The following is a 26,033-nucleotide window of genomic DNA, read 5'->3' as shown; positions in this document are numbered from 1 at the left end:
AGCTTCATTTGTTTAAAGGGTATTAGGTTTAGTACGATAAGCAAGATAATGTACTTATAATCATAACCCGTTACTTGTAACAATACTCAAGAGTCCAATTAATATAAAAAAGATACCTATATGAGATATTAGAGTGAAAAAAATAAGGCTACTATTTATTTTATTATGGCTCATCGGTCGGTTTTTGCAACTTCCAGTTTTATTTATTCTTGCCTTCTGAGGGCTTTATTTGTGCGTTTTAGCAAGTCACAACTTTTATGTGTAGGTGTCTGAAAAAAAAGTTAATTACAGCGCCTTAACCCTAACACCTGCAGTGTGGCCGCTAAACTCGGGTGCATACATGCTTTGTATGGTAGTAATGCCATTACTAAACTCGCCGGAGTTGTTAAGGCGCACATCATATTCCAATACATAAGTACCGCGGCTTATACGACTAAAGAAGAAGTTTGTGGCGGCATCGCGTGTACTTTGGTAATAACTCAAGCCATCTTTATAGTGGTAGCCGCTCAATACATCAATCGGTTCAAAGGCGGCGGCGCGCATGTCTTTAAGGTGTACATACTCGGCATCTTCTGTAAGGGTAACTACCAGGCGAACTGTAACCATGTCGCCCACCTTAAGCAGTGTTTTTTTGGTTATATGCTCAAGGGTAATTTCTTTAGCGGCCGGGTTCTTTCGGTACAGCTCTTTCTTAACGCTCATAATGCCTTCGGCAGTGTGTTTTATTTTGTCAAGGTCTTCAAAATACTGCCAGTAAAATCCTCCATAACCCGGGCTTGCACTGTTGTTTTTTACGATAACAGTAGCCATGTCGGACGTAATTTCTTCCGGTTTCCATTGCAGTTTTATGTAGCCGGTGCCGGCTTCGGTTTCAGTTTCGGCCAGTTTTTTATCCAGCAGTTCTTTACTGCCAATTGTAAAGTTAGTACTGCCTTTTACACTCAGCCAGTCACTACCCTGCATCATAAGTGCATATACGGCTTCGGTTGTGGCCTTAGTGGTAGCCCAATGCTTGTTCTGCTTTTGCTTAATGAGCCACACACGCATAGCATCAACACTCTTAATATCGTTACCTACTTCTGCAAAAGCCTCAATAAGCAGTGCCTGGGTTTCAACTGGCGCAGTATACCACCACCAGCCTGATTTATTATTTATCCAATACATGCCCAACTCCTCGTTATTGGCTGAAGACTCTTTAAGATAAGTAAGTATTTTCTCGGAAGTTGTCGTTTCGCCATAGCGGTACATAACCAGTGCCGCCAGCGCTTTTTCATACAAGCTAAACTCAAACCAGTGTTGTTTTGTATAAGTAATGTGTGGCTTAACGGCTGCCGCAAGCGAATCGCTCATGTGGTAATCCTTCAGGTAAAAACTGCGCATGTACAGGTAATGCAGGTCAGAATATGCGTACTTCATGCGATAAGGGATGCCTTTTTTTAACGTTTTAACATGGGCTTTGTAACCGGCAACAAAGTTATTGTCTACATAGGGCAGGGCACGGTTAACAATATGTGCCACTTTTATACTGTCGGTTTTGGCAAGGCCGCCCAGTTTTTGCAGGTGGCCTAGGCCGGCTACTATATGGCGTGTTATATATACATCGGCATCATACCCCGGAAACCATGGGAAACTGCCGTCTGGCTTTTGGCGGTCTGCCAGCTTGTTAAGGTTGGCTTCAAGGCTTGCACGCACTTTGTCAAGCTCAAAAAGGGTAGCCAGGCGGTTGTTTTGTTCTTCCTGGTTTTGCTCGTCAAGCAGCCAGGGAGTTTCGGCCAGTATAATGCTTTTCAGTACCTCATTTTGTTCCAGTTTAGAAGGCATGCCTGTTTTTCGCCATGCATTAAATACCTCTGCAATTTTAGGGCTGCTGGTGATAATGTGGTTGGCAATACTGTTGGCATAAAAGCGCGAAAACAGCTGCTCAGAACATTCGTGCTCAAACTCCATAAGATACGGCAGAGAGCGCAGGGCAAGCCATGACGGGTTGCTTGTATATTCAATCGTTATGTTCTGGTGGCGTAATGTGGCAGAAGTATTGTTTTTAATATTATCAAACGTATAAGTTTTAGTGGTGTTTTCGCGTACCCATATCGGAATGCTCTCGGTAACCAGCATGCTGTTTGGCAATATGGGCAGTATGTTTTCTTCGCCATCGGTAAAGTTGCCGGCCTTAGCCACCACTTTATACTGCACGCCCTGCAGGCCAACGGGCACGGCTAGCGTCCAGCTTACAGAGGTGCTGCTACCGGCTGTAACGTTAAATGGTTTTGCTGAATTGTTGTTTAGCATTTGGTTGTCTATAGGCTGCATGGTAACGGCATCAAACAGTTGCAGCATGGCAGTGCCAGATTTCGGTTCAGTAGTAAGGTTGGTTATTTTAGCCTGTAAGGTAATGGTATCGGTTTCGCGAAGAAAACGCGGCATATTAGGAACCACCATAAGGTCTTTTTGGGTAATGAATTTTTTTTCCAGGTAGCCAGAAACTGCCTTTTTGTTATGGGCATACAGTCGCAATTTCCACTCGGTAAGGGCTTCGGGTGTAGTAAAGCTAAAGCTGATATTGCCCTTTCGGTCGGTTTTAAGTTGTGGAAAAAAGAAGGCCGTTTCATTAAAATTCTTACGGGTTTGTACTGATTTTAGCGTTTCCATACCTTTTTTGGTGGTGATGATAATCACGCCATTTGCCCCCCGGCTGCCATAAATAGCTGTCGCCGCTGCATCTTTCAGTATTTCCAGGTTTGTGATTTCGTTAGAGTTTATCTTGCGCAAATCGTCTTCACTAAGAGGCACGCCGTCTATAATATAAAGGGGCTGTATGTCGCCATTTATTGAACCAATACCGCGAAGTATAACCGTACTGTTAGCACCGGGCTCTCCTGAACCGGCAGTTATATTAAGCCCCGGCACCTGGCCCTGTAGGGATTCTATAAAGCTGACATTAGGTCTGTCTTCAAAAGTTTCAGAGGTTACGGTAGTAACCGCACCTGTAACGCTGTGTTTTCGTTGTGTGCCATAACCTATTACCACGACCTCCTCAAGCAGGCCATTGTTAGCCTCTTTTAGTGTTATATTCAGTACCCCGTTTGCCGGAGGGGCTATGGTTTGTTCCTCAAAGCCTATATATTGGAAACTTATTTTTTCACCTTTGGCTACATATAGGGTATATTTACCGTCAAGGTCAGTTGCTACACCTTCCGATGTGCCCGCTATTATAACGGCAGCGCCGGGCAGCGGGTTTCCGGTCGAGGCTTCGGTAACCACACCGCGTACGGTTATATCGGTATACTGAATTACCTGTAGGCGGGGGGTATACAGTATATATTCGTTATTGCTTTTCAGTATGCTGAACCCATAGGTATAAAATCCGTCGTTATCGGGTGTGTCTTTACTTGTAGTAGCGTGGTAGTTTGTAAAATATCCCGCATTGGTGCCGTGGGTTAAAAATTCTTGCCGCGGAGCATAGTCATGGATGTAGCTGTAGGTGTTAAGACCGTTCCAGTCTTTTTTTGTAAACTGGTCCAGAGAGGTATCATACATAGAGGCCAGCAGCTCTGCCTCCCGGTTTTTTCTGTTCTTTATGGTAAAGCTCCATGTTTGCTCTCTACCCGGGGCTAGCCTGCTGGTACTAGTTTCGGTTTCTATTTCTACAGCATCGGGTGGCAGGTGAAACAGGGCGTTGGCCGTTTCGGTATACAGTGCATTTTGCCAAACAAAGTCAAAATTTATAGCCATAACCGTTTCGGGGTTTTTAACGCCTGATATTTTTACCACGATACGGCCATTGGTTATGGTTACGTGTTTATCATACACCACCCCATGGTTTATTTGTGCAATAATGTTGCCGTACAGGGCGGGTAGTGCAGTGCGTATTTCCAGCTCCACATAACCGTCTTTTGCAGGGCTGTTGTTTAATATACGTACGCTGTACAGACTGTTATCAGGCAGGTAGGTTTCGTTTTTACGTACAAGCGAAAACTGCGCAAAGGCTTTTTCTTCGCGTCCCAGCGAATCTTTTACAATAAATTCGGCCGCATATTCACCCGATGGCCAGTTTTTAAATTGGCTTAACGCAATGCTTTTGTCTTTGCCGGTATTGATTTCCTTTACAAGGTAGGGCTGCGGCTCGCGCAGGGTATCGGCTTTATTATTAGTATACGGCAAGTGGGGGAACAGGGCGATAAACTCAGCCTCGGTCATAATGGGTACCTCCGGGGCAGCCCATGGCCTTTGAGCCAGTATGCGCTTGTTTCCGGCTTTTTTGTAAATTTTTATGGTACCGTTTACTTTTTGCTTCTGGTCGTTAGCATTGTTTGCATAAAAGGTGGCCTCAGCCCCTTTTGCGGCATCAATAACCGCAGGTATTGCAAGCTCCGGAAACAACAGCGTGGCACTAGCCTTAATACTAACTTCGCCCGAATGGGTTTCGCCGTTTATATCGGTAACATCGGCATAAATAGTATAAACATAAGTAGCACGGTCGTCATCATCGCCACTATTAGGTTCGGCCTTAAAGGTTATTTTAAAATTGCCTTGGGCATCAGTTTCCAGGTCTTCTTCTTCTATAAGGTCGCCACCATGGTATTCTTCAAGTTCGTCATCGTCATAATCATCTTCATTATAATAATAACTGTAGCGTTGTTGTTTTGTGCGGCGCAACCTGTATTCAACATCGGCCCCGGAAAGCCGCGCACCACTAAACGATTTTGCCACGCCGGTAACCGTAATGCTGTCGTTAAGGGCAAAAGCCTTTGTAACGGGTTCAAAGCTAACTTCAAAAGTGGGCCTTTTGTAGTCTTCTACCCTAAAGGTAAAGGTATCTTCAGAAAAATCTACGTTATCCCAAAAAGGGTGCTCGTTTTCTTTTTTATTATAGACGGGGTCTTCTTCAAGGTCTTCATCTTCTTCAACCGTAAATTCGTAAACTCCGGTCATGCCGCTTTTGGGCAGTTCGAACTCTCCTGTAAAGGAGCCGAACTCGTTTGTTTTGAGCCTGAACTCTTTTATATCATTACCCGAAGCATCTTCCGCATACATATGGAAGTACACATTAGGTGCCACGCTGTATTTGCCATTTAAGGATTGTGTAACAATACCTTTAAAGAATACCTTTTGACCTGGTCGGTATATGGCGCGGTCAAAAAATACCTGTACCGACGCCTTTGGGGTATTGTCTTCATACCTGCTGCTGTTGTAACTGTAATAGCTTGAATAAAGCGTATCTGTACCCTGCCTGAAGATAACCTTATTGTATTGGCCTCTCTTATCATTTTTTAGTTGCACACGCCCATTTGCATCGGTTTTGAGACCTGATGTAAAAAGAGTAGTAACCGCCACGACCGGAATGGGCTTACCGGTTTCGCGGTTAGTTATAAAATAACGGGTTGTGTTTTCTTCGTGCTGGTTGGTGATGGCCATTTGCGATGCCTGTAGTTCTACAACCGCATAATTCTCTGCTCCGGCATCTATGCCGGCTGGGCCAAATGCTACAGCATAGCAACCGTTTTCTAACGGCGGCAGGGCAATTTCGGTAGTAAAGTTATAATGAGGTATAACTTTAGGCAGTGCATATACTTTTGTAAGCACTGGCATATGGTGGTTTATAATACTATCGCGCAGCATATCAAAATCACTATGGGGCAGCCCTGCCCAATCAAAATTTCCCGGATTTTTTATCCTGTAGAACGATACCTGTACCGAATCAATATTTTTGTAATTAAGGCTTACCAGTGCCGGCTTTCCGGGTGTTATATACCTTTCGGTTTGTACCCGTAGCGTGCTGTTTACAATATTGCTTTTAAGACTTTCGGCTTCATAACCAACATCATGTTTTCCTTTATGGGCAATAATATTGTTGCAAATATCAATGGTTGTTTGCAGGTACTCCGGATGTGTTGTTTTTGAGGAAGCATTGCGGTACTGATAAGCCAGCTGTAAACGGGCGCGCCATGCAAACGGGCTATCGCCCCAACGGTTGGCCAGTGTGGTATAGGTTTGCAGCAGGTTTTGGGTTTTAGATGCAGTATGTATTGCATTGCCTGTATACTCAAGGCGGCGCAGTACGGCACGCTGAAGGGCAAGGCTATCGTGTTTTTGCAGGTAAAATGTTTCGGTATCATGATGTAGCTTTACGGCAGGCCATAGCACGGTTAGCGAATCGCTCATAGTAATTTGCTGAAACGCCTGCGCATCCCCCAACAACAAGGGCTCTTGGGAAGTATGCGGTATAAGGTATACGTTTGTGGGTACCGTTTGCAGGTATTTTGCATAGGCTTCAAGCAAAAAGTCGTACAGCGAACGGTTGGTTTTAGCCAGTACCGGCGCAAAATCTATTACCTCGGCGTAGTCTGATAAAGGGGTTTTATACAGTAGCTCGCGGTTAGCAATGCTATGCTCAAAAGCCTGCATAATGGCCTGCTGGTAGTGGTTGGCACTCCATTCGGTAAATTTTTCAGGTAGCGGGCCGTCTGCATTAGTACGTTGCCGTATGGCATAGGCGTTACGGTTGTACACGTCCTGTAGCATTTGTGCATAAAGGCTTTCCAGCAGCGCAGCGGTTTCAGGCGGTGCTGTTTTAATATCGGCCCTCAGGTTTTTAAAAATGAGCAGTTGCGCGTCTTCCTCCATCATTTGCAGGTATTTACCCCTGAAAAAAGTGCCTTTAATAAGTTGAGGACCGTTGTTTTTTTTCTTTGCCAGGTTATAAATGGCGTTGGTTTCTTTAGCGGCTTCCTTAAAGTAGCCTTCTGATTCCAGGCGCGTTACCTTTTCCCAGCGGGCATCAAAGTTTTGCGCCTTGGCAGAAAGGGTGATAATCAGTGCAATGATAAGGTGTTTCATAGTATTCGGAGGTCAGTGTTGAGTTTTCAGTATTGGCAGTCCGAGGCCCGAAGTCGGATTAGAAAAACTCTAAGAGCCCACGGGTTATCGGACTTCGGAGACCGACCTATAAATATAGAGCATTTTTATTGCGGAAAGGTTGGCTTGTGAGTCGAAATTTTTTTGAATTGAAAGTTGAAAGTGTTGAAAATGCACATTTTCAGAAATTATTTTACGATAATTTTATTTGTGACATTAATCTTTTGAAATATTGGACTGTATTAAAAATAATATCTTACTAACAAATATTAATAATAATCAGGGCAACTGTCACACTTCTTCTCCCAATCAAAATGATAAAGCAAAAATTAACCCTATACTCAAATCAAAGCGGTTAAACTTTCCTTGCTGCATATAGTTACCTGAAAAAGAATCTTGGAATTGTATGGAAAAAGGTATAGAACTGTATATCTGTAAACCTAACTTAATACCCGGTATTGACAGAAAAAACATTTCTAAAGGTAAATTTCCAGTATTTAGTTCAGGTAGAGGTGCTTAAAAATAAAAGCTCCCTAAGTGGGAGCTTTTTGTTATCGTGTCATTATATACTATAAATCAGTAATGGCTTTGTATTTTGGTACCAGTAGCTTCATTATTCCCCAAGCTATTAGATAAGCCAGGGCACAAAACGTAAACATAATGGTGTAGCCTGTTTCTATATGGCCCAGTTTTTCATAATGGTCAAAAAGGGCACCTCCGGTTTTAGAAACAATAACACCACCAATACCTCCTGCCATACCCCCAATGCCTACTACAGAGCCAATGGCTTTTTTAGGAAACATATCAGACACCGTTGTAAATATATTGGCGCTCCAGGCCTGGTGTGCCGCAGCACCTATGCCGATTAGCAGTATGGGCAGCCAGTAGGTTATATCGCCTAAGGGCTGTGCAACAAGTATCACCAATGGGAAAAGTGCTATTAATAACATCGCTTTCATCCGCCCTTCGTAGGCATTATTGCCTTTCCTGATAAAAATAACAGGCAGCCATCCGCCGGCCACGCTTCCTGCCATAGAAATGGCATATAGCAAAGCGAGGGGAAGCATTACGCCCTCGTCCACCACATTATACTGTGCTTTAAGGTAAGCAGGCAGCCAAAACAGGAAGAACCACCAAACACCATCTGTCATAAATTTACCAAATGTAAAAGCCCAGGTTTGGCGATAGCCCAACAGTCGGAACCATGATACTTTTTCATTCTCTTTTTTTACTACCGGCAATGTTGCCTCGTCTTCTTTATCGCTGTTGATGTATTCAAACTCTTCGGCAGAAAGGCGGGGCTGCTCTTCCGGTTTCTGGTAAATAAAAAGCCAGAAACCGAGCCATACAAACCCAAAAACACCTATTATAATAAAAGCGGCTTCCCAACCCCAGTTAATATAAATCCACGGAATGGTAAGGGGTGCCAATACCGCACCAATACCAGCACCGGAATTAAATATACCTGTAGCAAATGAACGTTCTTTTTTAGGGAAATATTCGGCAGTAGCCTTAATTGCAGCGGGAAAGTTGCCCGATTCTCCAAAAGCAAGCAGTGCACGGCTGAACATAAAACCTACTACTGAAACTGAAAATACCGACAGGCCAGCCCAACCAAAAATTGTAATAATGGTGTTGCCCATTGGTAATGCAAAAGCATGTGCCATAGCACCTAAAGACCATATAATGATGGCCCAGCCGTAGCCCCACTTAGTTCCAAGGCGGTCTACAAAACGGCCGGCAAACAGCATGGATATAGCATAAGCAAACTGAAATATGGCTGTAATATTAGCATAATCGGTATTAGACCACCCAAAAATTTCTTCAAGGTGCGGCTGTAGTAAACTGAGCACCTGCCTGTCCAGATAGTTTATAGTTGTGGCCGCAAAAAGCAGGGAACAAATTGTCCATCTGAACTTACCTACAGGTTTTATAACAGCATTTGTGTTCATAGAAAAAGTTTTAAGGTTTGGTTAAAGCAGGGCCATCAACCCCGTATAGATTTTATGATGTCTATTACTTGTTTTGTATTGTTTTTAATAGTAGCATAATCTTTTTGTTCCATAAGGGATTTGCTTACCAGCTTACTGCCCATACCTACAGCACATACCCCGGCATCCAGCCATGATTTTATGCTTTCGGCAGTGGTATCAACCCCCCCGGTAGGCATAAACAACAGGTTGGGAAATATATCACGGATGCCACTCATAAAGCCCGGCCCAAGCATGTTGCCCGGAAAGAGTTTAATAAAACCAACACCGCTGTTTTCAGCGGCTATAATTTCGGAAGGCGTCATGCAGCCTGGAGCATAGAGTATTTTTTCCTGTTGTGCAAATCCAGCTATTTCGGACACAAAACCGGGGCTTATTAAAAAATCAGCGCCGGCCCGGGTATATTTTTCTGCATCATCCCGGTTTTTTAAGGTACCTATGCCTAAAAACATATCGGGCATTTCAGTATTGCGTAATTGTACCAATGCCTTAAAATTATCAAAAGCTGCCTCACCACGGTTGGTATACTCAACCGCACGGATGCCTGCCTGGTAAAGTGCCTGCAATACGCCTATGCTAATTGATTTATCACTATTAAAATACAAGGGCAGTACCCCCTGTTGTTGTATTACCTTAAGTATATCTTCTTTCATATGTCTTTGTTTTACCAGTCTAAAGTCCGCCTTTTCGCCTGTGTTAACTTAAATCTACCTCTTAAGTCTTCCGTCCAGGTTGCCCTGTGCCACTTCTGTTATTTCGGCCACGGTGGCAAGGTTTACATCACCGTGTATGGTATGCTTAACAGCGCAGGCAGCGTTGGCAAATACCAGTGAGTCTACATCGTCCATGCCGGTTTGCATTGCATAAATAAGACCGGCGGCATAGGCATCACCCGTGCCGATACGGTCTACAATCTGTGTCATTTCAATTTCTGGGGTTTTATATAATTGCTTTCCATCCCACAATTGCCCAAATATTTTTTGGTGCGAAGCAGTAATACCGGTGCGTATCTTGTCAAACACTTTGGTTATATTTGGGCAATCTGCCATAATTTTTTTGGCGGCAGCCATAAAACCTTCTTCATCTTTTGTGAAAGAGGTACCCAGTATTTCATTAATTTCATTTACTCCCCCAATAAATACGGTGCTCAGGCCTACTAATTCAGCCAGTACCTCATGCCCGCTACGGCCATATTGCCACAGGTTACTGCGGTAAGCAGGATCAGCAGTTATAGTAATGCCTTTTTTCAGGGCTTCCTGAAGCCCCTGTTTCAGGGTTTGGTAAGCCCCTTCGCTAATAGCGGGTGAAATACCTGTCCAGTGTAGTAACGTACAGCCTTCAAGCACTTCTTCCCAATTTACCATATCCGGCGTTATATTGGCAAATGCCCCGTGCAGGCGGTTATAGGTAATGCGGCTGGCACGCATGCCACTACCGGTTTCCATAAAATACAGCCCAAGCGGATGGTTTACTTTGTTAATATGTGCTGTATCTATACCATAGCCCTTCATACAGGCTATGGCAGATTCGCCTACAAAATCATCGCTTACATTGCTTATATGCTGTACCGGTAGCCCTAACTGTGCCAGGGAGGCCCCCACATTCATTTCGGTACCGCCGAAAAAGAATTCCAATTCGTGGCTTTGCCTCATTTTGTTGCATCCCGGTGGCGAGAGCCGCATAATTACTTCACCAAAGGTTACTATTTTACCTGTTGCCATATAGTTATTGTTGAGGATTTACCTCTTATTCATTCATAGGTTTGCCAATGGTGGCCAATATGCCACCATCTACATAAATAATTTGCCCGTTAATAAAATTACTGGCTTCTGATGCCAGAAATATAGCCGTGCCCGCCAGGTCTTCCGGGTTGCCCCAGCGCCCGCTTGGTGTGCGGTTTATAATAAACTCGTTAAACGGGTTGCCTGCTACACGTATAGGTTCAGTCTGGCTTGTGGCAAAATAGCCCGGGCCAATGCCATTAACCTGAATGTTGTATTTTGCCCATTCTGTAGCCAGATTGCGTGTAAGCATTTTTAACCCGCCTTTGGCTGCGGCATAAGCACTTACATTATCGCGCCCCAGTTCGCTCATCATAGAGCAGATGTTTATAATTTTACCACTGCGGCGTGCAATCATGCCCTTGGCTACCAGTTTGCTCATAATAAAAACACCCACCAGGTCTACATCAATAACCTTACGGAAATCTTCCACAGGCATATCAATAGCCATAACCCTTTTAATAATTCCGGCATTATTTACAAGTATGTCAATCTGCCCGTGTTCATCAATCATCTTTGTCACATTTTCTTCCGCAGCCTTTTCATCGGTAACATCAAAAACATAGCCGTATGCTGCAAAGCCAAAACTCTTATAATATTCTAATGCCTCTTCCAGTTTTTGAGGGGTGGTGCTGGTTATTAACAGCTCTGCGCCTGCCTGTGCAAGCCCCATAGCCATAGCCATGCCCAGCCCGTGTGTGCCTCCCGTTATTACTGCTTTTTTGCCTTGTAAACTAAATAACTCCATAGTTGTTGTTTGGTTGCCTGTTGTTGCCAGAATTTTTAATTTGTAATTGGAACTCCATAATTCTAAAGAAGCCCATCGGGAGTTACGCCATCCATATCGCCATAATCAAGGTTTTCACCCGCCATGCCCCATATAAATGAGTAGTTACTGGTACCGCAACCGGAGTGTATACTCCATTCAGGAGAGATAACAGCCTGGTGCTTCTGCATAAAAATATGGCGTGTTTCCTGTGGTTCACCCATAAAGTGGCTAATGGTTTGCCCTTCGGGCAGGTCAAAATAAAAATAGGCTTCCATCCTGCGGGTATGGGTATGTGCCGGCATGGTATTCCAAACATTACCCTCATGCAGCTCGGTAAGCCCCATCTGTAGCTGGCAGGTTTCTACTATGCTGTTTACAATTAGTTTATTTAGTGTGCGTTTGTTGGCCATTTTCTGGTCGCCCAGTTCAATTACTTCGGCATCTTCCTTACCAACTTTTTTAGTAGGGTAGGCATGGTGTGCCGGGGCAGAGTTGATATAAAAATAAGGCTGTTCGCCATCTGCAGCTTCAAAAATCACCTCTTTATTGCCGCGCCCAACATATAGTGCTTCCTTTTTGTTAAGCTCATATACGGTACCGTCTACCGTTACTTTTCCTTTGCCGCCTACGTTGATGATACCCAGCTCGCGGCGCTCTAAAAAATAATTGGACTTAAGTTCATCAATAGTTTCCAGTGTAAGGGGTTTGGTAACGGGGAGTACGCCGCCTACAATATAGCGGTCATACATGGTATAGGTAAGGTGTATAGTGTCTTGTTCAAAAAGGGTAGGGATAAGAAAATGTTCCCTTAATTCTTCAGTAGTATAATATTTTACATCATCGGGATGGTGTGCGTACCTGAAATCTGATTTTGTCATGTCTTTTTAGTTTGCATTTATGAATATGATAGAGGTACTACGGCAAATGTATAAAAACACTCGGGTAGGAGTGTAAGTTTAACCCGACTCATTACTATAACGTTTTCCGTAGCCTGTTCTCACTAGTTTTTATTTGCTGCTTTTTCCTGTTCTGCCAGTTCTTTATAATAGGCCTGCAGTACATAAAAGGCTTTTTTCTTATTACCGTTATTGTCTATGAGCCCTTTGCGGTTCCACCCTTCCTGATAATCCGGATTGTTTCGTTTTGGCGAACGGAAATCAGCCAGTATCCACGGTGAAAGTCCGCTAAAACTGTCCGGGAAACGGGTTTTAAACATATTTACCTGCTCCTTATAATACCATTCCTGGTATTCTTCTGTAAAGCGGGCTTCTTTATTGCCATGGAAGCCACCTTTTGCGCCGGCACCTGTCTCACTGATAAAGAAAGGCTTATTATAAGCTACCTCCCAGTTTGCGGTGCGGCAGGATGCAGGAGTACCGCTGTACCAGCCAAGATATTCGTTTAACGAAACAATATCGGTATATTGCCCCAGCGGGTCATCTACAAGGTTTACGCCATTATCATGGTGTACTTCCAGCGCTGCTGAAATTAACCTTGAAGCGTCCAGCTTTTTTGCCATTTTTGCAAGCGAACTCATAAACTTAGTACGGGTTTCACTTACAGGGGTTTCATTACCTACCGACCATATAATGATGCTGGCGCGGTTGCGGTCGCGGGTTATCATTTCCTGCAACTGTTTTTCTGCTTTTTTAAGCACTTCCGGGTTGCCGAATTCTATAGTCCAGTATACGGGAATCTCACTCCACACCATAAGGCCAAGGGAGTCGGCAGCGTGGGTCATGTTTTCATTGTGGGGATAATGTGCAAGGCGTACCATGTTACAATTCAGTTCCTTTGCCCAGCCCAATAGTTGTTCTGCATCTTTTTTACTTGTGGCACGGCGCATTTCCTGCGGAATTTCTTCGTGGATGCTTATGCCCCTCAGGAATATCTGTTTGCCATTCAGCATAATCTTTTTGCCATCGGTAGCAATTGTGCGAAAGCCTATTTTATCTGTTATGGTTTCGTTGCCATAACGTAGTTTTACCTCATATAACTTAGGGTTTTCCGGAGACCAGAGGCTTACTTTTTTTGCTTCAAAATTAAAGGCAATGCTGTCACCCTGTACGCTATATTGCTCTTTTATTTTAAGTTCCGGTATTTCAACGGTAACTTTTTCTCCAGCAGCCGGGTTGGTTATTTTGGCGAACCCGGTTAAGATGAATTTTTTCTTTTTAATAGCTGAGGTTATATCCTGTTTTACATCAAGTTGCACATTATATTTCTGAATAAAATGTTGTGGCACTACTATCAGTTTTACATCGCGGGTAATGCCGCCGTAGTTCCACCAGTCGGTATTTACGGTAGGTACTTCTTCAGCATGGCGGCGGTTATCTACACGTACCACCAGGAAATTATCTTTCTCTTTTAGTACATTTTTTGGAATCTTGAAGTTAAAAGGTGTAAAACCCCCTTTATGCATGCCAAGCTTCTTCCCGTTAAGGTATACGTGGGTTTCGTAATTTGCCGCCCCAAAGTACAAATACAGGTCTTCCACATTTGCCATTTGCGGTTTGTCAAAATTTCGTTGGTACCAAACGGTGCCTTCGTAATAAAGAAACATTCGGTCCTGGTGGTTCCAGTCTCCCGGCACCTGAATGTTATACGGGCTTTTAAAAGCGTGCTCGGTCCATTCGGTTTCATTTTTCGGGGTATTCTCATTCCAGTAAGCACCGGAATTATCTTCGGCATATTCTTTAAAACGGTAGTCGTAAAATCCTGTATCATAAGGGTCTACTATATAATGCCAGGTGCCGTTTAACGATACGGTTTTGCGTCCGTCAGGGTTAACAATAAGCTGATCCTGCGCTTGGGCAGCAGTTATGGCGCTTAGTGCGGCTATTGTGATTAAAATCAGTTTTTTCATGGGTTTGGGTTTATCTGGGAAATGGGTTTTTATTTCAATCTTTCAGCACGCATCAGGGCTTCCACAAAATAATAGTCGCCATAGCTGAGTGGCACATCAATTTCAGATTTGTTGGGTATGTTACCCACGCCGTGTTTCAGCAAAAAGCCACCGTTGGTTCCGGGTGCGGCAAGGTATTCGGGGCTTTTTAGGGTGGTAAGTATTTTATCTGCGGCTTCCCTGTAGGTGTCTGTTGCATCGCCATCGGTATAGGTACTCAGCTCAATAAGTGCCGAGGCTATAATAGCCGCTGCCGAAGAATCCCTGTATGCATCAGGTATATTGGGTGCATTAAAATCCCAGTAGGGCACCATATCCTTAGGCAGGTTAGGGTTATTCAGTATAAAATCGGCTATGTGCTGCGCCTGCTCCAGGTACTTTTTATCTTTGGTTTCGCGGTATACCATGGTGTAGCCATACAGCGCCCAGGCCTGCCCACGTGACCATGCCGACTCATCTGCTGCGCCCTGTACCGTAACCCTGCGTACTACATCTCCGGTTTTCTTATTGTAAACTACATCATGATACGAGCTGTAATCATCCCTAAAATGATTTTTCATGGTAGTATCGGCATGGCTTACCGCTATTTTATAGTACGTACTGTCTTTACTGAATTTTGTGGCCCAGAAAAGCAGTTCCAGGTTCATCATATTATCTATAATTACCGGCATTTCATTTTCGCCGGCATGGTTCCATTCCGCACTGTCCCAAGATTGTATACAGCCCACGGCTGGTACAAAACGTGTACTTAACGATTTGGCGCTGTTCATCAGCACATCTTCATATTCTTTATGGGGGTTCAGCCTTTCAGCATTGCCAAAGCTGCAATACATCATAAAACCTAAATCGTGGGTTGATTTATTATACTGTTCCTTTTTAAGCCCTTCAAGAGCTGTAAGGGCTTTTTCTTTAAGTTCAGGTGCGTTTTGGGCTTCATCAAGATACAGTAGCGTACCGGGGTAAAAGCCGCTGCACCACCAACCTGAATCGCTCGTTTCCAGCGAATCTTTATCAGCATGGTAGGTTTTGGGGTAACGGCCCTGCGGCACTTTTTCACTAAGTAGTGTATATTGTTTTACAGCTACTTCCAATGGGGCTTCGGTTTTAGATGCTTCTTCTTCTTTTTGCTTATTATTGCACGAAGCCATCACAAAGGCTGCCATAACTAACGGCAGGTACAGTTTTTTCATGTTTTTGGGTTTAGTTTGGGTAAAAACTTATAGCCTGCAATATACGTAATTCTTCAAAATACATCGTTGTAATAGCCTGTTATTGCCCGTTTTTGTTGGTTTGATAACACTTCTGGCAGCGCACCTGCTTGCACACCATAAAGCATAGTACTACCTTTACAGGTAGCCAACAAGGGCAACAGATTACCGTTATGCACGAAAAGCCTACATTAGAATGGCAAATGCAGTTACCGCCAAATCCTCTCAAAGATTTTGTAGCGGTATACGGACAGTTTAAAAATACATCTGCGGTGCCATACAATACCATAGTAGTGCCCGATGGCAGGGTTGATGTTATATTTCTGCTTCAGGGCAGTGCCTTTCGTTGTGTGCTCCGTGGCCTTGATACCGGGCCGGGGCAGGGTATCATACCGCCTGGGGCAGCTTATTTCTCGGTTAACTTTAAGCTTCCGGCGGTTGAACATATATTAGGCAGGCACATTAGCACGTTACTGAATAGTGGTGAAATCCTGCCTGAAGGCTGGTGGGGTATTACCCGGGAAGACCTTTTGGATTTTGATGTTTTTTGCGACAAGATTTCAGCAGTTTTGCTGCCATTGATAAAACCCATAGACATCCGTAAAAAACGCCTTTTTGAACTTATTTATGAGTCAGACGGCACCCTGCCTGTAAAAGAACTCTCTGTACAGGCTGGCTGGAGCAGCCGCCAGATGAACCGCTATTTTCAGGACTGGTTCGGGCTCTCCCTTAAGGCCTATTGCAGTATTGTGCGCCTGGGCGCTTCGTTTAACCACATTAGTAAAGGAAAGCTCTTTCCTGAACTGGACTACACCGACCAGAATCATTTTATTAAGGAAATAAAAAAATATACGGGTGTTACCCCTAAAGAACTCAGCAGGAACCAGAACGACAGGTTTGCTATCATCACTGCATTGAAAAAAACCAGTTCCTGAAACGGCTGTTTTTTACTATTTTTTCTTTTACCGTTACAGCAATTTTGTAGGGTAATTTTAAATAAAGAAAAAATGGAACAGTTAAAAAATAAGCAGGTAGCAATTATTGGCGGCGGGCCCGGCGGGCTTACCCTTGCAACGTTATTACAGCAAAAAGGTGTACAGGTAAAAGTGTACGAAAGGGACAAAGACCAGTATGTACGCCAACAGGGCGCCACGCTCGATTTGCATTATAACAGTGGCCTGGCAGCGCTTGGTGCGGCAAACCTCATGGATGAGTTTACAAAAAATTACCGCCCCGGTGCCGACAAGATTCGCGTACTTAATGGGCATGGTAAACTGTTTTATGATGAGCATGTTTCCGGCAAGTCTTTACTGGATTTTAACAGCCCGTACTCCCGTCCTGAAATTGACCGTGGCCCTCTGCGGGATATGCTTATCGCTTCTTTGCAACGAGGCACTATAGTGTGGGATGCCCAGTTTGCAGAGATGCAGCCCAATGGGGAAGGCTGGCAGGTGTTTTTTAAAAACGGCACCTCTGTGTATGCCGACTTAGTTATAGCTGCCGATGGAGGGAACTCTAAAGTGAGGAAATATGTTACCGGTATACAGCCGGTATACAGTGGTGTTACTATTGTAGACGGTACCATTTATAATGCAAAAGAAAATGTGCCTAAGCTATGGGAGCTTACTAATGGAGGGAAGGTTTTTGTAATGGGCAATGGTAAAACACTTTGGTTGAGTTCTAAAGGCGACGGCTCGCTTAATGCCTATACTACCACTGCCGAACCCGAAGGTTGGGTAGCGGCATCGGGTATTGATTTTAATGATAAAGCACAGGTTAAGCAATGGTTTATAGAGCGATATGCCGAATGGAGCGATGTATGGCTTGAAATTTTTGAAACGGATGACAGTTTTTTTGTACCGAGGCCACAATATCATTTTCCTGAAAACCAGCATTGGGAGCCGCATACCAATGTAACGCTGTTGGGCGATGCTGCGCATCGCACACCACCTTCCGGCGATGGGGTAAATCAGGCAATGCTGGACGCATTGGTGCTAAGCAGGGCTTTAACAGGTAACAACTCTAAATCTGTTTATGATGCTATAGCAGTTTATGAGCAGGATATGCTGGTGCGGGCAGCCGAAACCACCAGGGAGGCCCTTGATTTTGTAGAAATATTGCGATCTGAAAACGCGCTTGATACCATGCTGGAGTTTTTTACTGCCTCTCATCACAGCGAGTAGTCTGGATTAGCTATGTAAAACATCGGGGGGTGGTATAGTATCTATGCCACCTGATTTTTTATCCGATAAATATTACACTTTGCGGAGGCCGGCTATATCTAACAAGGTTATTTTTTTGCCTTCAAGCGAGATAAGTCCTTTTTTGTTGAATTCAGAAAGCAGGCGTATGCAACTTTCCGTTGCGGTACCCGTCATACCGGCAAGTTCTTCACGGGATAGTTTTAATTTAAGGCTGCCGTCGTTATGGGTGCCAAAACTTTCATGAAGGTAAATAAGCGTTTCTGCCAGGCGTTGTTTTACAGGTTTCTGTGCCATGGTTACCAAGTGGTCATCAGCCTCTTTAAGGTCGCCGCAAATGGTGCGCATTACGTTCATGCTAAAGTTATTGTTCTGGTTAAAAAAGCCCAGTACTTCTGCTTTAGGTACAAAACAAACTTCCATATCTTCTACGGCAATGGCGCTCAGGTTCACGGGTTCATCACTAATCATACTGCGTTGCCCAAGCAGTTCCCCTTTAGAAATGAGTTTTACAATCTGCTCATTGCCGTTGGCGCTTAATTTAGTCATTTTACAAACCCCGTCTTTAATGCAAAAAATACCCTGCACATTTTCACCTTCGGTAAAAATAGGTTCGCCCCTTTTAATGGTATAGGATGTTTTGCACGAAGCCAGTGTAATAAGTTCCTCTTTATTAAGGGCTTTTAACGAACTGAACTGCCGCACAATGCATTGCTCGCATTTGCTCATAACTAAAAATGATTAGTAAATGCAAAGTTATTGATTGTATGATAAATATCATATTTTTTTTAGTGCTCCTGTAAGAATTTTGTACAAGGTATAAAATTAGGAGCAGATTATGGAAACAAAAACCTGTTATCATTGCGGCGAAGCAATAGATAAAAAAGATGAGGTTGTTTTTGATGATAAATCATTTTGCTGCACGGGCTGTAAAACCGTGTATGAGATTTTCAGCGAAAACGGCCTGGCATGTTATTATGATTTTGAGAGCGCACCGGGTAAAACCCCGCAAGCCCTGGCAGGAAAGTTTGACTTCCTGAAAAATAAAGAAATAGCAACAAGGTTGCTGGAGTTTAATGAAGACGACCTCAATATTACCTCCATATATATTCCGCACATACATTGCAGTTCCTGCATCTGGATACTTGAAAACCTCAACAGGCTAAACGCGGGCATCAGCAGTTCACGCGTAGATTTCAGTAAAAAAGAGGTCAGGGTTGTTTTTAACCCGAAACAAATCAGCCTTTATGATTTAGCGTTACTACTTAGCAGTATCGGTTATGAGCCGTATATAAGCCTTGATGACTATGAGGGAAAGGGTAAAAAAACCGACCGCAGCCTTATATACCGGCTGGGTATTGCCTTTTTTTGCTTTGGCAACATCATGCTGCTTTCTTTTCCTGAATATTTTGAAGTAGAAGAATACTGGCTGGACAGCTACAAAGGCTTTTTCCGATGGCTCGTATTCGGGCTTTCATTACCCTCATTTTTATACTCAGCCAGCATATACTATAAATCAGCATGGAAAAGCCTGCGTGCGGGTATACTAAACATTGATGTGCCTATTGCGCTGGGGCTTATAGTAATGTTTGTACGCAGCGCCATAGACATTGCCTTTAACCTGGGTCCCGGTTTTTTTGACAGCCTTACCGGCCTGGTGTTTTTTATGCTGCTGGGCAGGCTGTTTCAGCAAAAAACATATAAATTCCTTTCTTTTGAGCGCGATTTCAGGTCTTATTTTCCCATTGCCGTTACCAAAGTTACCGATGAAGGCAGGGAAGAGTCAGTACCGGTTTATGATGTGCAAAAGGGCGACAGGCTAATCATCCGTAACAGTGAGCTTATTCCAGTAGATGCGGTGTTACTGGATAAAACCGCAAAAATAGATTACAGCTTTGTAACCGGCGAAGCCGAGCCCATAACCAAAACGCAGGGCGAAAAACTCTTTGCAGGCGGGCGGCAGTCCGGCCCGGTAATTATGGTTAAGGCACTTGCCCCGGTATCGCAAAGTTACCTTACCCAATTGTGGAGCAATGAGGTATTTGCCAAGAAAGACACGCATAACTATAAAACCCTTACCGATACCATTAGCCGCTACTTTACACCTGTACTGCTGGCTATTGCGGCAATTTCGGTAAGCATTTGGGTGTTTATAGATCTTGGCAGGGCATTCAGCATATTTACGGCAGTGCTTATTGTGGCCTGCCCTTGTGCCTTGGCGCTTAGCGCGCCTTTTACACTGGGCAATGTGCTGCGTATTATGGGTAATAAAAAGCTCTATCTCAAAGATGCCAATGTAGTAGAAAAAATGGCAAAAATAGACACTATAGTGTTTGATAAAACCGGTACCATTACTACCAATAAAAAAAGCAACATAACCTATGATGGTGAACATATAGACTCAAAAGAACGCGCCTTTATAAAATCGTTACTCCGCGGTAGTAACCACCCGCTAAGCCGCAGGCTGTATGATTACCTGCCCGAAGCTGGTTTGTTTGAGGTAAAAGATTTTAAGGAGGTTACCGGTAAAGGCATCAGCGGTTATATAAACGGTTTTTATGTGCAGGCGGGTTCAGCCGCTTTTATTGGTGCCGAAGCAGGGGCATCGCTCGAAACCTCGGTATACATAGCCTTAAACCGTAGCTGCCTGGGCAGGTTTGTGTTTGAGAACCATTACCGAGAGGGCATGCAGGAACTGTTTGAAATGCTATCTGCAAACTACGAGGTAAAAATACTCAGCGGTGATAATGAAGGCGAACGTGCTGCGCTGGTGGACGTATTGCCAAAAGGTACCGAAATGGTTTTTAACCAAAAGCCCGAACAAAAACTGGCTTATATAGAAAACCTGCAAAAGCAGGGCAAAAATGTAATGATGGTGGGCGATGGGCTAAACGATGCCGGTGCGCTGGCACAAAGCAATGTAGGTATATCCGTTTCAGAAAACATTAATGTATTTTCCCCTGCCTGCGATGGCATTTTAGATGCCTCACAGTTTAAAAACCTCGGCTGGTTTCTCCGGTACTCTAAAAACGCGGTTAAAACCATAAAAATGAGTTTTGTGCTATCGCTCCTTTATAATGTTGTGGGGTTGTCTTTTGCCGTAACCGGTGGGGTAAAACCACTTACAGCAGCCATTATCATGCCGCTAAGCACCATAACCATAGTGAGTTTTGTAACGCTTATGAGTAATTATTACGCACGGAAAAAAGTAAAAGTAAAGGCTATAAAACCATCAACTTCAGATTATAAATATTCTACAGAAAAAAAATTGCACACAATTACCGGGGTATGACAAATATCATGTTTTATCCCAATGCACGACCCTAACTTTGTTAACATAAATTTAAGAAGTATGAGCGTAATCTATTTATTAATCACCGTCAGCATCATTGTAGCCCTGCTGTTTTTATATGCCTTTTTAAGGGCTGTAAAAAATGGACAGTTTGATGATGCCTATACGCCGTCAGTGCGAATGCTTTTTGACGACGAAACCAAGAACAAAACAGAAAAAGAACAACCAAAAGCTAACAACAGTTAATTATGGAAATGCAGCAGTTTTATTACGATAATAAAATAGTTAAAAAATTCCTCTACGCTACCATAGTCTTTGGCGTGGTGGGCATGCTGGTTGGGTTACTTGTTGCCGCTTTTTACCTGTTTCCGGGCTTAACCCACGGTATATCGTGGTTAAGTTATGGCAGGCTGAGGCCCTTGCATACTAATGCAGTAATTTTTGCCTTTGTAGGTAACGCAACTTTTGCCGGTATTTACTATTCATTACAAAGGTTACTAAAAGCCCGTATGTTTAGCGATGTGCTCAGCAACATCAACTTTTGGGGCTGGCAGTTAATAATAGTAGCCGCAGCCATAACCCTGCCTTTGGGATATACCACCTCTAAAGAATATGCTGAGTTAGAATGGCCTATAGATATTGCCATAGCACTGGTATGGGTAATATTTGGTATTAACATGATTGGAACCATACTAAAAAGGAGGGAACGCCACCTGTATGTAGCCATCTGGTTTTACCTGGCAACGTTTGTAACCGTTGCTTTACTGCACATTTTTAACAGCCTTGAGTTACCTGTAAATGGGTTAAAAAGTTACTCAGTATATGCCGGTGTTCAGGATGCTTTGGTGCAATGGTGGTACGGGCACAATGCCGTGGCCTTCTTTTTAACCACGCCGTTCTTGGGCTTAATGTACTACTTTGTGCCAAAGGCGGCTAATAGGCCTATTTACTCTTACAGGCTTTCTATCATACACTTCTGGTCATTAATATTCATATACATCTGGGCCGGCCCGCACCACCTTTTATACAGTGCACTGCCCGACTGGGCACAAAACCTGGGTGTGGTATTTTCTATCATGCTGATAGCTCCAAGCTGGGGTGGTATGATAAACGGTTTGCTTACCCTGCGTGGCGCCTGGGATAAAGTGCGCCAGAGCGCGGTACTTAAATTTTTTGTAGTGGCTATTACAGGTTATGGTATGGCAACGTTTGAAGGTCCCATGCTTTCGCTTAAAAATATAAATGCCATTGCTCATTTTACTGACTGGATTATTGCCCACGTGCACGTTGGCGCACTGGCATGGAACGGCTTTTTAACCTTTGGTATGCTATACTGGCTGATACCTAAAATGACAAAAAGCAAACTATATTCAGAAAAACTGGCCAATTTCCATTTCTGGATAGGTACACTGGGTATTATTATGTACACATTGCCTATGTATGTGGCAGGCTTTACACAAGCCAGTATGTGGAAACAGTTTAACCCTGACGGAACCCTTAAATACGGTAACTTTCTTGAAACTGTAAAACAGATTATGCCCATGTACTGGATGAGGGCCATAGGCGGTACACTTTACGTAATAGGTATGCTGGTATTAGTGTATAACATTATACAAACGGTACGCAAAGGGCATACTATAGAAGATGAGTTTGCCGAAGCACCTGAGCTGGAACGCATAAGCAAAAACAGGCTTAAAGGCGAAAAATGGCACGGCTGGCTTGAAAGAAGGCCGATACAGCTTACCATACTGGCAACCATTGCTGTAACTATAGGTGGTTTAATACAAATTGTGCCTACCATAATGGTAAAAAGCAACATACCTACCATAAGCAGTGTAAAACCATACACCCCGCTGGAGCTTGAAGGGCGCGACCTGTACATACGCGAAGGCTGCATAGGCTGCCACTCTCAAATGATACGTCCTTTCCGCAGTGAGGTAGAACGCTATGGCGAATACAGCAAATCGGGAGAATATGTGTATGACCACCCATTCCTTTGGGGCAGTAAGCGTACCGGGCCAGACCTGATGAGGATTGGCGGTAAGTATAGCGACAACTGGCACTTTAACCACATGTGGGATCCTCAAAGTGTATCAGAAGGCAGTATCATGCCATCATACACCTGGCTGTTTGATAACAAAAAAGCCGATTATTCTGATATTCAAAAGAAAATGGAGGTTATGGCAAAACTGGGCGTGCCTTATACCAATGAGGATATAGCCAATGCAAACAGTAGTATTGCAGCGCAGTCAGCCAAAATTGAGGAGAACCTGCATACCGACCCTGATTTTGTAAAAAGTTATGAGGCAAGCAAAAGAGCCGCCGAAGCAAGCGGTGAAGAGTTTGTGCCGATGAAAGACCGAGAAATTACCGCGCTTATTGCTTACCTGCAACGCCTGGGTACCGACATCAAGATAAAAAATACTAATACCACCGCATCTAAATAATTTACCATGCTGAAGTATGTAAAACATAATTTGGAAACTATCTCGGGAGTTGAGATATACCCAATACTATCGTTACTTATTTTCTTCCTCTTTTTTGTAGGGCTGTATACATGGGTATATACCTATAAAAAAGAAAAGATTAAAGAAATGAGCCAATTGCCATTTTCAGATTCCGAAGAAAACAGCAACACATTGTTTAACCAGAAAAACACAGGAATATGAAAAAGTTCATCCCGGTATATGTACGGGTACCCGTAATTTTTGCACTGGTATTTATGGCGCTGGAATTTTTTATAGATTCCGGAGACAAGCCGGCTTTTATAGAATATCCAATGGTATCTGTATTTCTTTTAGTATTCCTGTTTATACAGATAGCTATAGAAATTGTGGTGCTGGCTATAGACAGGGTTACCTATGCCATACTTACTGACGAACAAAAAGCTAAACTGGCAGCGGCCGATGCACTGGATTATAAAGACAGTAAGTGGTTTAAAAAGTTGAGCAGCTTCTTTAACAAATCTAAACCTATTGAAGAAGAAGGTACTATTATTATGAACCATGATTATGATGGCATTAAAGAGCTTGATAATGTATTGCCGCCATGGTGGGTAGGATTGTTTTATGTAACCATAATATTTGGGTTGGTATATCTGGTGCGTTTCCATATTGTTGGGGATAAAGACCAAAAGGCAGAATTTGAGCAGGAAATGGCCGATGCCAAAATAGCGGTTGAAGAATACAAAAAAACGGCTAAAGACCTTATAGATGCCAATTCAGTAACGTTGCTTACAGACCCGGCAGACCTGGCTAAAGGTAAAGAGATATTTGAAAGCAATTGTACGCCCTGCCACAGAGTCGATGCAGGAGGTGCTATTGGCCCTAACCTTACCGACCAATACTGGATATTGGGCGGCGGTATAAAAAATGTATTCCACACCATTACAGAGGGCGGTCGCGATGGTAAAGGTATGGTAGCATGGAAGGGTACCCTGAAACCCTCTGAAATACAGGAGGTAGCCAGCTATGTGCTGTCGTTACAGGGCACTAACCCGGCTGACCCTAAAGAACCACAGGGCGATCTTTGGCAAGAGGAGAGCCAGCCAGCTGCGGAAACAACCTCTAAATAATTAGATTATGTCTGAAAATAGGTATGGGCAGGAATATGATGATGAGGAATTTAGGGATCATATAGGTACTATAACCGAGGATGGAAAGCGTGCCTGGGTATTTCCTAAAAAGCCTAAGGGAAAGTTTTATGACAAGCGTAAAGCGGTAAGCTGGTTTTTGCTTGCTTTTTTAGTGGCAGCGCCTTTTGTAAAAATAAACGGCAACCAGTTTTTAATGTTCAACGTGCTGGAACGCAGGTTTAATATTTTCGGGTTTCCGTTCTGGCCGCAGGATTTTTACCTGTTCGTAATCAGTATGATTATCGGTGTAATATTCGTTGCCCTGTTTACTGTGGTATTTGGCCGTATATTTTGCGGATGGATATGCCCGCAAACCATTTTCATGGAAATGGTATTCCGCCGTATTGAGTATTGGATTGAGGGTGACCGTGGGGCACAGATGAAACTCGCCAAAATGCCCTGGAATAAAGAAAAAATCCGCAAGAAAGGGCTTAAATGGTTTGTGTTCTTTATTATATCGTTTTTAATAGCCAATGTGTTCCTGGCGTATTTAATTGGCAGTGATAAGCTGGTTAAAATGATAGAAGAAGGCCCTGCCGGAAATACAGGTACACTGATTGCGCTGTTGATATTTACCGGGGTGTTTTACTTTATCTACAGCTGGTTTAGGGAGCAGGTTTGTATTATTGCCTGCCCCTACGGAAGGTTGCAGGGCGCATTGCTGGATAACAAGAGTATTATTGTAGCGTATGACCACGTTAGGGGTGAGGGCGAAACAGGCCGAGGTAAAATTGTGAAAAGTGAAGACCGTGCCGCCGTTGGTAAAGGCGATTGTATAGACTGCAAGCTTTGCGTAGCAGTATGCCCCACAGGTATAGATATACGTAACGGTACACAACTTGAATGTACAAACTGTACAGCATGTATAGATGAATGTAATACCGTTATGGATCGCGTTGGGTTGCCACAAGGGTTGATACGCTATGCTAGCGAAGATGAGATAAGCAAAAAAGAAAAATTTGTTTTTACTACCCGGATGAAGGGTTATACTGCCGTATTGGGTATACTGATAGCTGTATTTACAGGGATGCTGTTTTTGCGTAATGAAGTAGAAGCTACGGTACTGCGTCTTCCCGGACAGCTTTATGAGCACAAAGGAGAAAACATCAGTAATGTGTTTACTTATAAAGTTATCAATAAAACCACTAAAGAAATTGATAATGTACATTTTGAGCTGGAAGGCATAAAAGGAACTGTAAAGGTTGTGGGAAGCCAAAACTTTACCATACACAAAGAAGGTCTGGCACAGGGCACTATGTTTATAGAAATAAACCAGACACTGCTTAAAAGTGATAAAACACGTATTACATTGGGGGTGTACCAGGGAGATAAAAAGATAGAAACCGAAAAAACTAACTTTTTGGGGCCTAAAACATTTAATAATTTAAAATAGCAGC

The 26,033-nt window shown here is 43.4% G+C and carries 17 protein-coding genes; 8 read left to right on the top strand and 9 right to left on the bottom strand.

Features of this window, described 5'->3' with window-relative positions; genetic code table 11:
- Positions 1 to 285: 285 nt before the first annotated feature.
- From ABS766_RS02175 to ABS766_RS02140, 8 genes are all read right to left on the bottom strand, one after another.
- The gene (locus ABS766_RS02175) at positions 286 to 6,837 is read right to left on the bottom strand and encodes an alpha-2-macroglobulin family protein (protein ID WP_408083449.1); all 6,552 of its coding nucleotides are present in this window, start codon (positions 6,835 to 6,837) and stop codon (positions 286 to 288) included.
- A gap of 587 nt (positions 6,838 to 7,424) precedes the next feature.
- The gene (locus ABS766_RS02170) at positions 7,425 to 8,807 is read right to left on the bottom strand and encodes an MFS transporter (protein ID WP_408083448.1); all 1,383 of its coding nucleotides are present in this window, start codon (positions 8,805 to 8,807) and stop codon (positions 7,425 to 7,427) included.
- A 35-nt stretch (positions 8,808 to 8,842) separates the two neighbouring features.
- Complete coding sequence (locus ABS766_RS02165; RefSeq protein WP_408083447.1) at positions 8,843 to 9,499, bottom strand: bifunctional 4-hydroxy-2-oxoglutarate aldolase/2-dehydro-3-deoxy-phosphogluconate aldolase; 657 nt, start codon at positions 9,497 to 9,499, stop codon at positions 8,843 to 8,845.
- Positions 9,500 to 9,553: 54 nt separating this feature from the next.
- The gene (locus ABS766_RS02160) at positions 9,554 to 10,567 is read right to left on the bottom strand and encodes a sugar kinase (RefSeq protein ID WP_408083446.1); all 1,014 of its coding nucleotides are present in this window, start codon (positions 10,565 to 10,567) and stop codon (positions 9,554 to 9,556) included.
- Positions 10,568 to 10,592: 25 nt separating this feature from the next.
- Entirely contained in the window at positions 10,593 to 11,375 is a 783-nt protein-coding gene (locus ABS766_RS02155) for a gluconate 5-dehydrogenase (protein WP_408083445.1), read from the bottom strand.
- Positions 11,376 to 11,437: 62 nt separating this feature from the next.
- The gene (gene kduI, locus ABS766_RS02150; protein WP_408083444.1) at positions 11,438 to 12,274 is read right to left on the bottom strand and encodes a 5-dehydro-4-deoxy-D-glucuronate isomerase; all 837 of its coding nucleotides are present in this window, start codon (positions 12,272 to 12,274) and stop codon (positions 11,438 to 11,440) included.
- Between the two features lie 122 nt (positions 12,275 to 12,396).
- On the bottom strand, positions 12,397 to 14,262 hold the full coding sequence (locus tag ABS766_RS02145; RefSeq protein ID WP_408083443.1) for a glycoside hydrolase family 2 protein: 1,866 nt from the start codon (positions 14,260 to 14,262) through the stop codon (positions 12,397 to 12,399).
- A 29-nt stretch (positions 14,263 to 14,291) separates the two neighbouring features.
- Positions 14,292 to 15,491, bottom strand: coding sequence for a glycoside hydrolase family 88 protein (locus tag ABS766_RS02140; protein WP_408083442.1), 1,200 nt, complete (start codon positions 15,489 to 15,491; stop codon positions 14,292 to 14,294).
- Positions 15,492 to 15,619: 128 nt separating this feature from the next.
- Between ABS766_RS02140 and ABS766_RS02135 the strand changes: the two genes are divergently transcribed.
- Positions 15,620 to 16,444, top strand: a complete 825-nt coding sequence (locus ABS766_RS02135; protein ID WP_408083441.1) for a helix-turn-helix domain-containing protein — start codon at positions 15,620 to 15,622, stop codon at positions 16,442 to 16,444.
- A 72-nt stretch (positions 16,445 to 16,516) separates the two neighbouring features.
- On the top strand, positions 16,517 to 17,692 hold the full coding sequence (locus ABS766_RS02130; protein WP_408083440.1) for an FAD-dependent oxidoreductase: 1,176 nt from the start codon (positions 16,517 to 16,519) through the stop codon (positions 17,690 to 17,692).
- 72 nt (positions 17,693 to 17,764) lie between these two features.
- On the opposite strand, the gene ABS766_RS02125 is transcribed toward ABS766_RS02130, so the two are convergent.
- Positions 17,765 to 18,439 (bottom strand): Crp/Fnr family transcriptional regulator, encoded by a 675-nt coding sequence (locus tag ABS766_RS02125; protein ID WP_408083439.1) that lies wholly within the window; start codon positions 18,437 to 18,439, stop codon positions 17,765 to 17,767.
- 109 nt (positions 18,440 to 18,548) lie between these two features.
- Between ABS766_RS02125 and ABS766_RS02120 the strand changes: the two genes are divergently transcribed.
- The 6 genes from ABS766_RS02120 to ccoG are packed head-to-tail and all read left to right on the top strand — an operon-like array spanning position 18,549 to position 26,029.
- A complete protein-coding gene (locus tag ABS766_RS02120) occupies positions 18,549 to 21,002 on the top strand; it encodes a heavy metal translocating P-type ATPase (protein ID WP_408083438.1) in 2,454 nt (817 codons plus the stop codon).
- A gap of 60 nt (positions 21,003 to 21,062) precedes the next feature.
- Positions 21,063 to 21,248, top strand: coding sequence for a cbb3-type cytochrome oxidase assembly protein CcoS (gene ccoS, locus ABS766_RS02115; protein ID WP_408083437.1), 186 nt, complete (start codon positions 21,063 to 21,065; stop codon positions 21,246 to 21,248).
- Positions 21,249 to 21,250: 2 nt separating this feature from the next.
- Positions 21,251 to 23,449: a cytochrome-c oxidase, cbb3-type subunit I gene (ccoN, locus tag ABS766_RS02110; RefSeq protein ID WP_408083436.1), complete on the top strand. Its 2,199-nt coding sequence runs from the start codon at positions 21,251 to 21,253 to the stop codon at positions 23,447 to 23,449.
- A gap of 6 nt (positions 23,450 to 23,455) precedes the next feature.
- Positions 23,456 to 23,671, top strand: coding sequence for a CcoQ/FixQ family Cbb3-type cytochrome c oxidase assembly chaperone (locus ABS766_RS02105; protein WP_408083435.1), 216 nt, complete (start codon positions 23,456 to 23,458; stop codon positions 23,669 to 23,671).
- Positions 23,668 to 24,576 (top strand): cbb3-type cytochrome c oxidase N-terminal domain-containing protein, encoded by a 909-nt coding sequence (locus ABS766_RS02100; RefSeq protein ID WP_408083434.1) that lies wholly within the window; start codon positions 23,668 to 23,670, stop codon positions 24,574 to 24,576. Before ABS766_RS02105 ends, ABS766_RS02100 begins: the two co-directional genes overlap by 4 nt.
- A gap of 7 nt (positions 24,577 to 24,583) precedes the next feature.
- The gene (gene ccoG, locus ABS766_RS02095) at positions 24,584 to 26,029 is read left to right on the top strand and encodes a cytochrome c oxidase accessory protein CcoG (RefSeq protein ID WP_408083433.1); all 1,446 of its coding nucleotides are present in this window, start codon (positions 24,584 to 24,586) and stop codon (positions 26,027 to 26,029) included.
- Positions 26,030 to 26,033 lie beyond the last annotated feature (4 nt).

Origin of the sequence: Flavobacterium rhizosphaerae (assembly GCF_046000445.1) — a bacterium.
In the GTDB taxonomy this organism is placed as follows: Bacteria; Bacteroidota; Bacteroidia; order Flavobacteriales; family Flavobacteriaceae; genus Flavobacterium; species Flavobacterium rhizosphaerae.
This window is presented reverse-complemented; position numbering and strand designations above follow the sequence as displayed.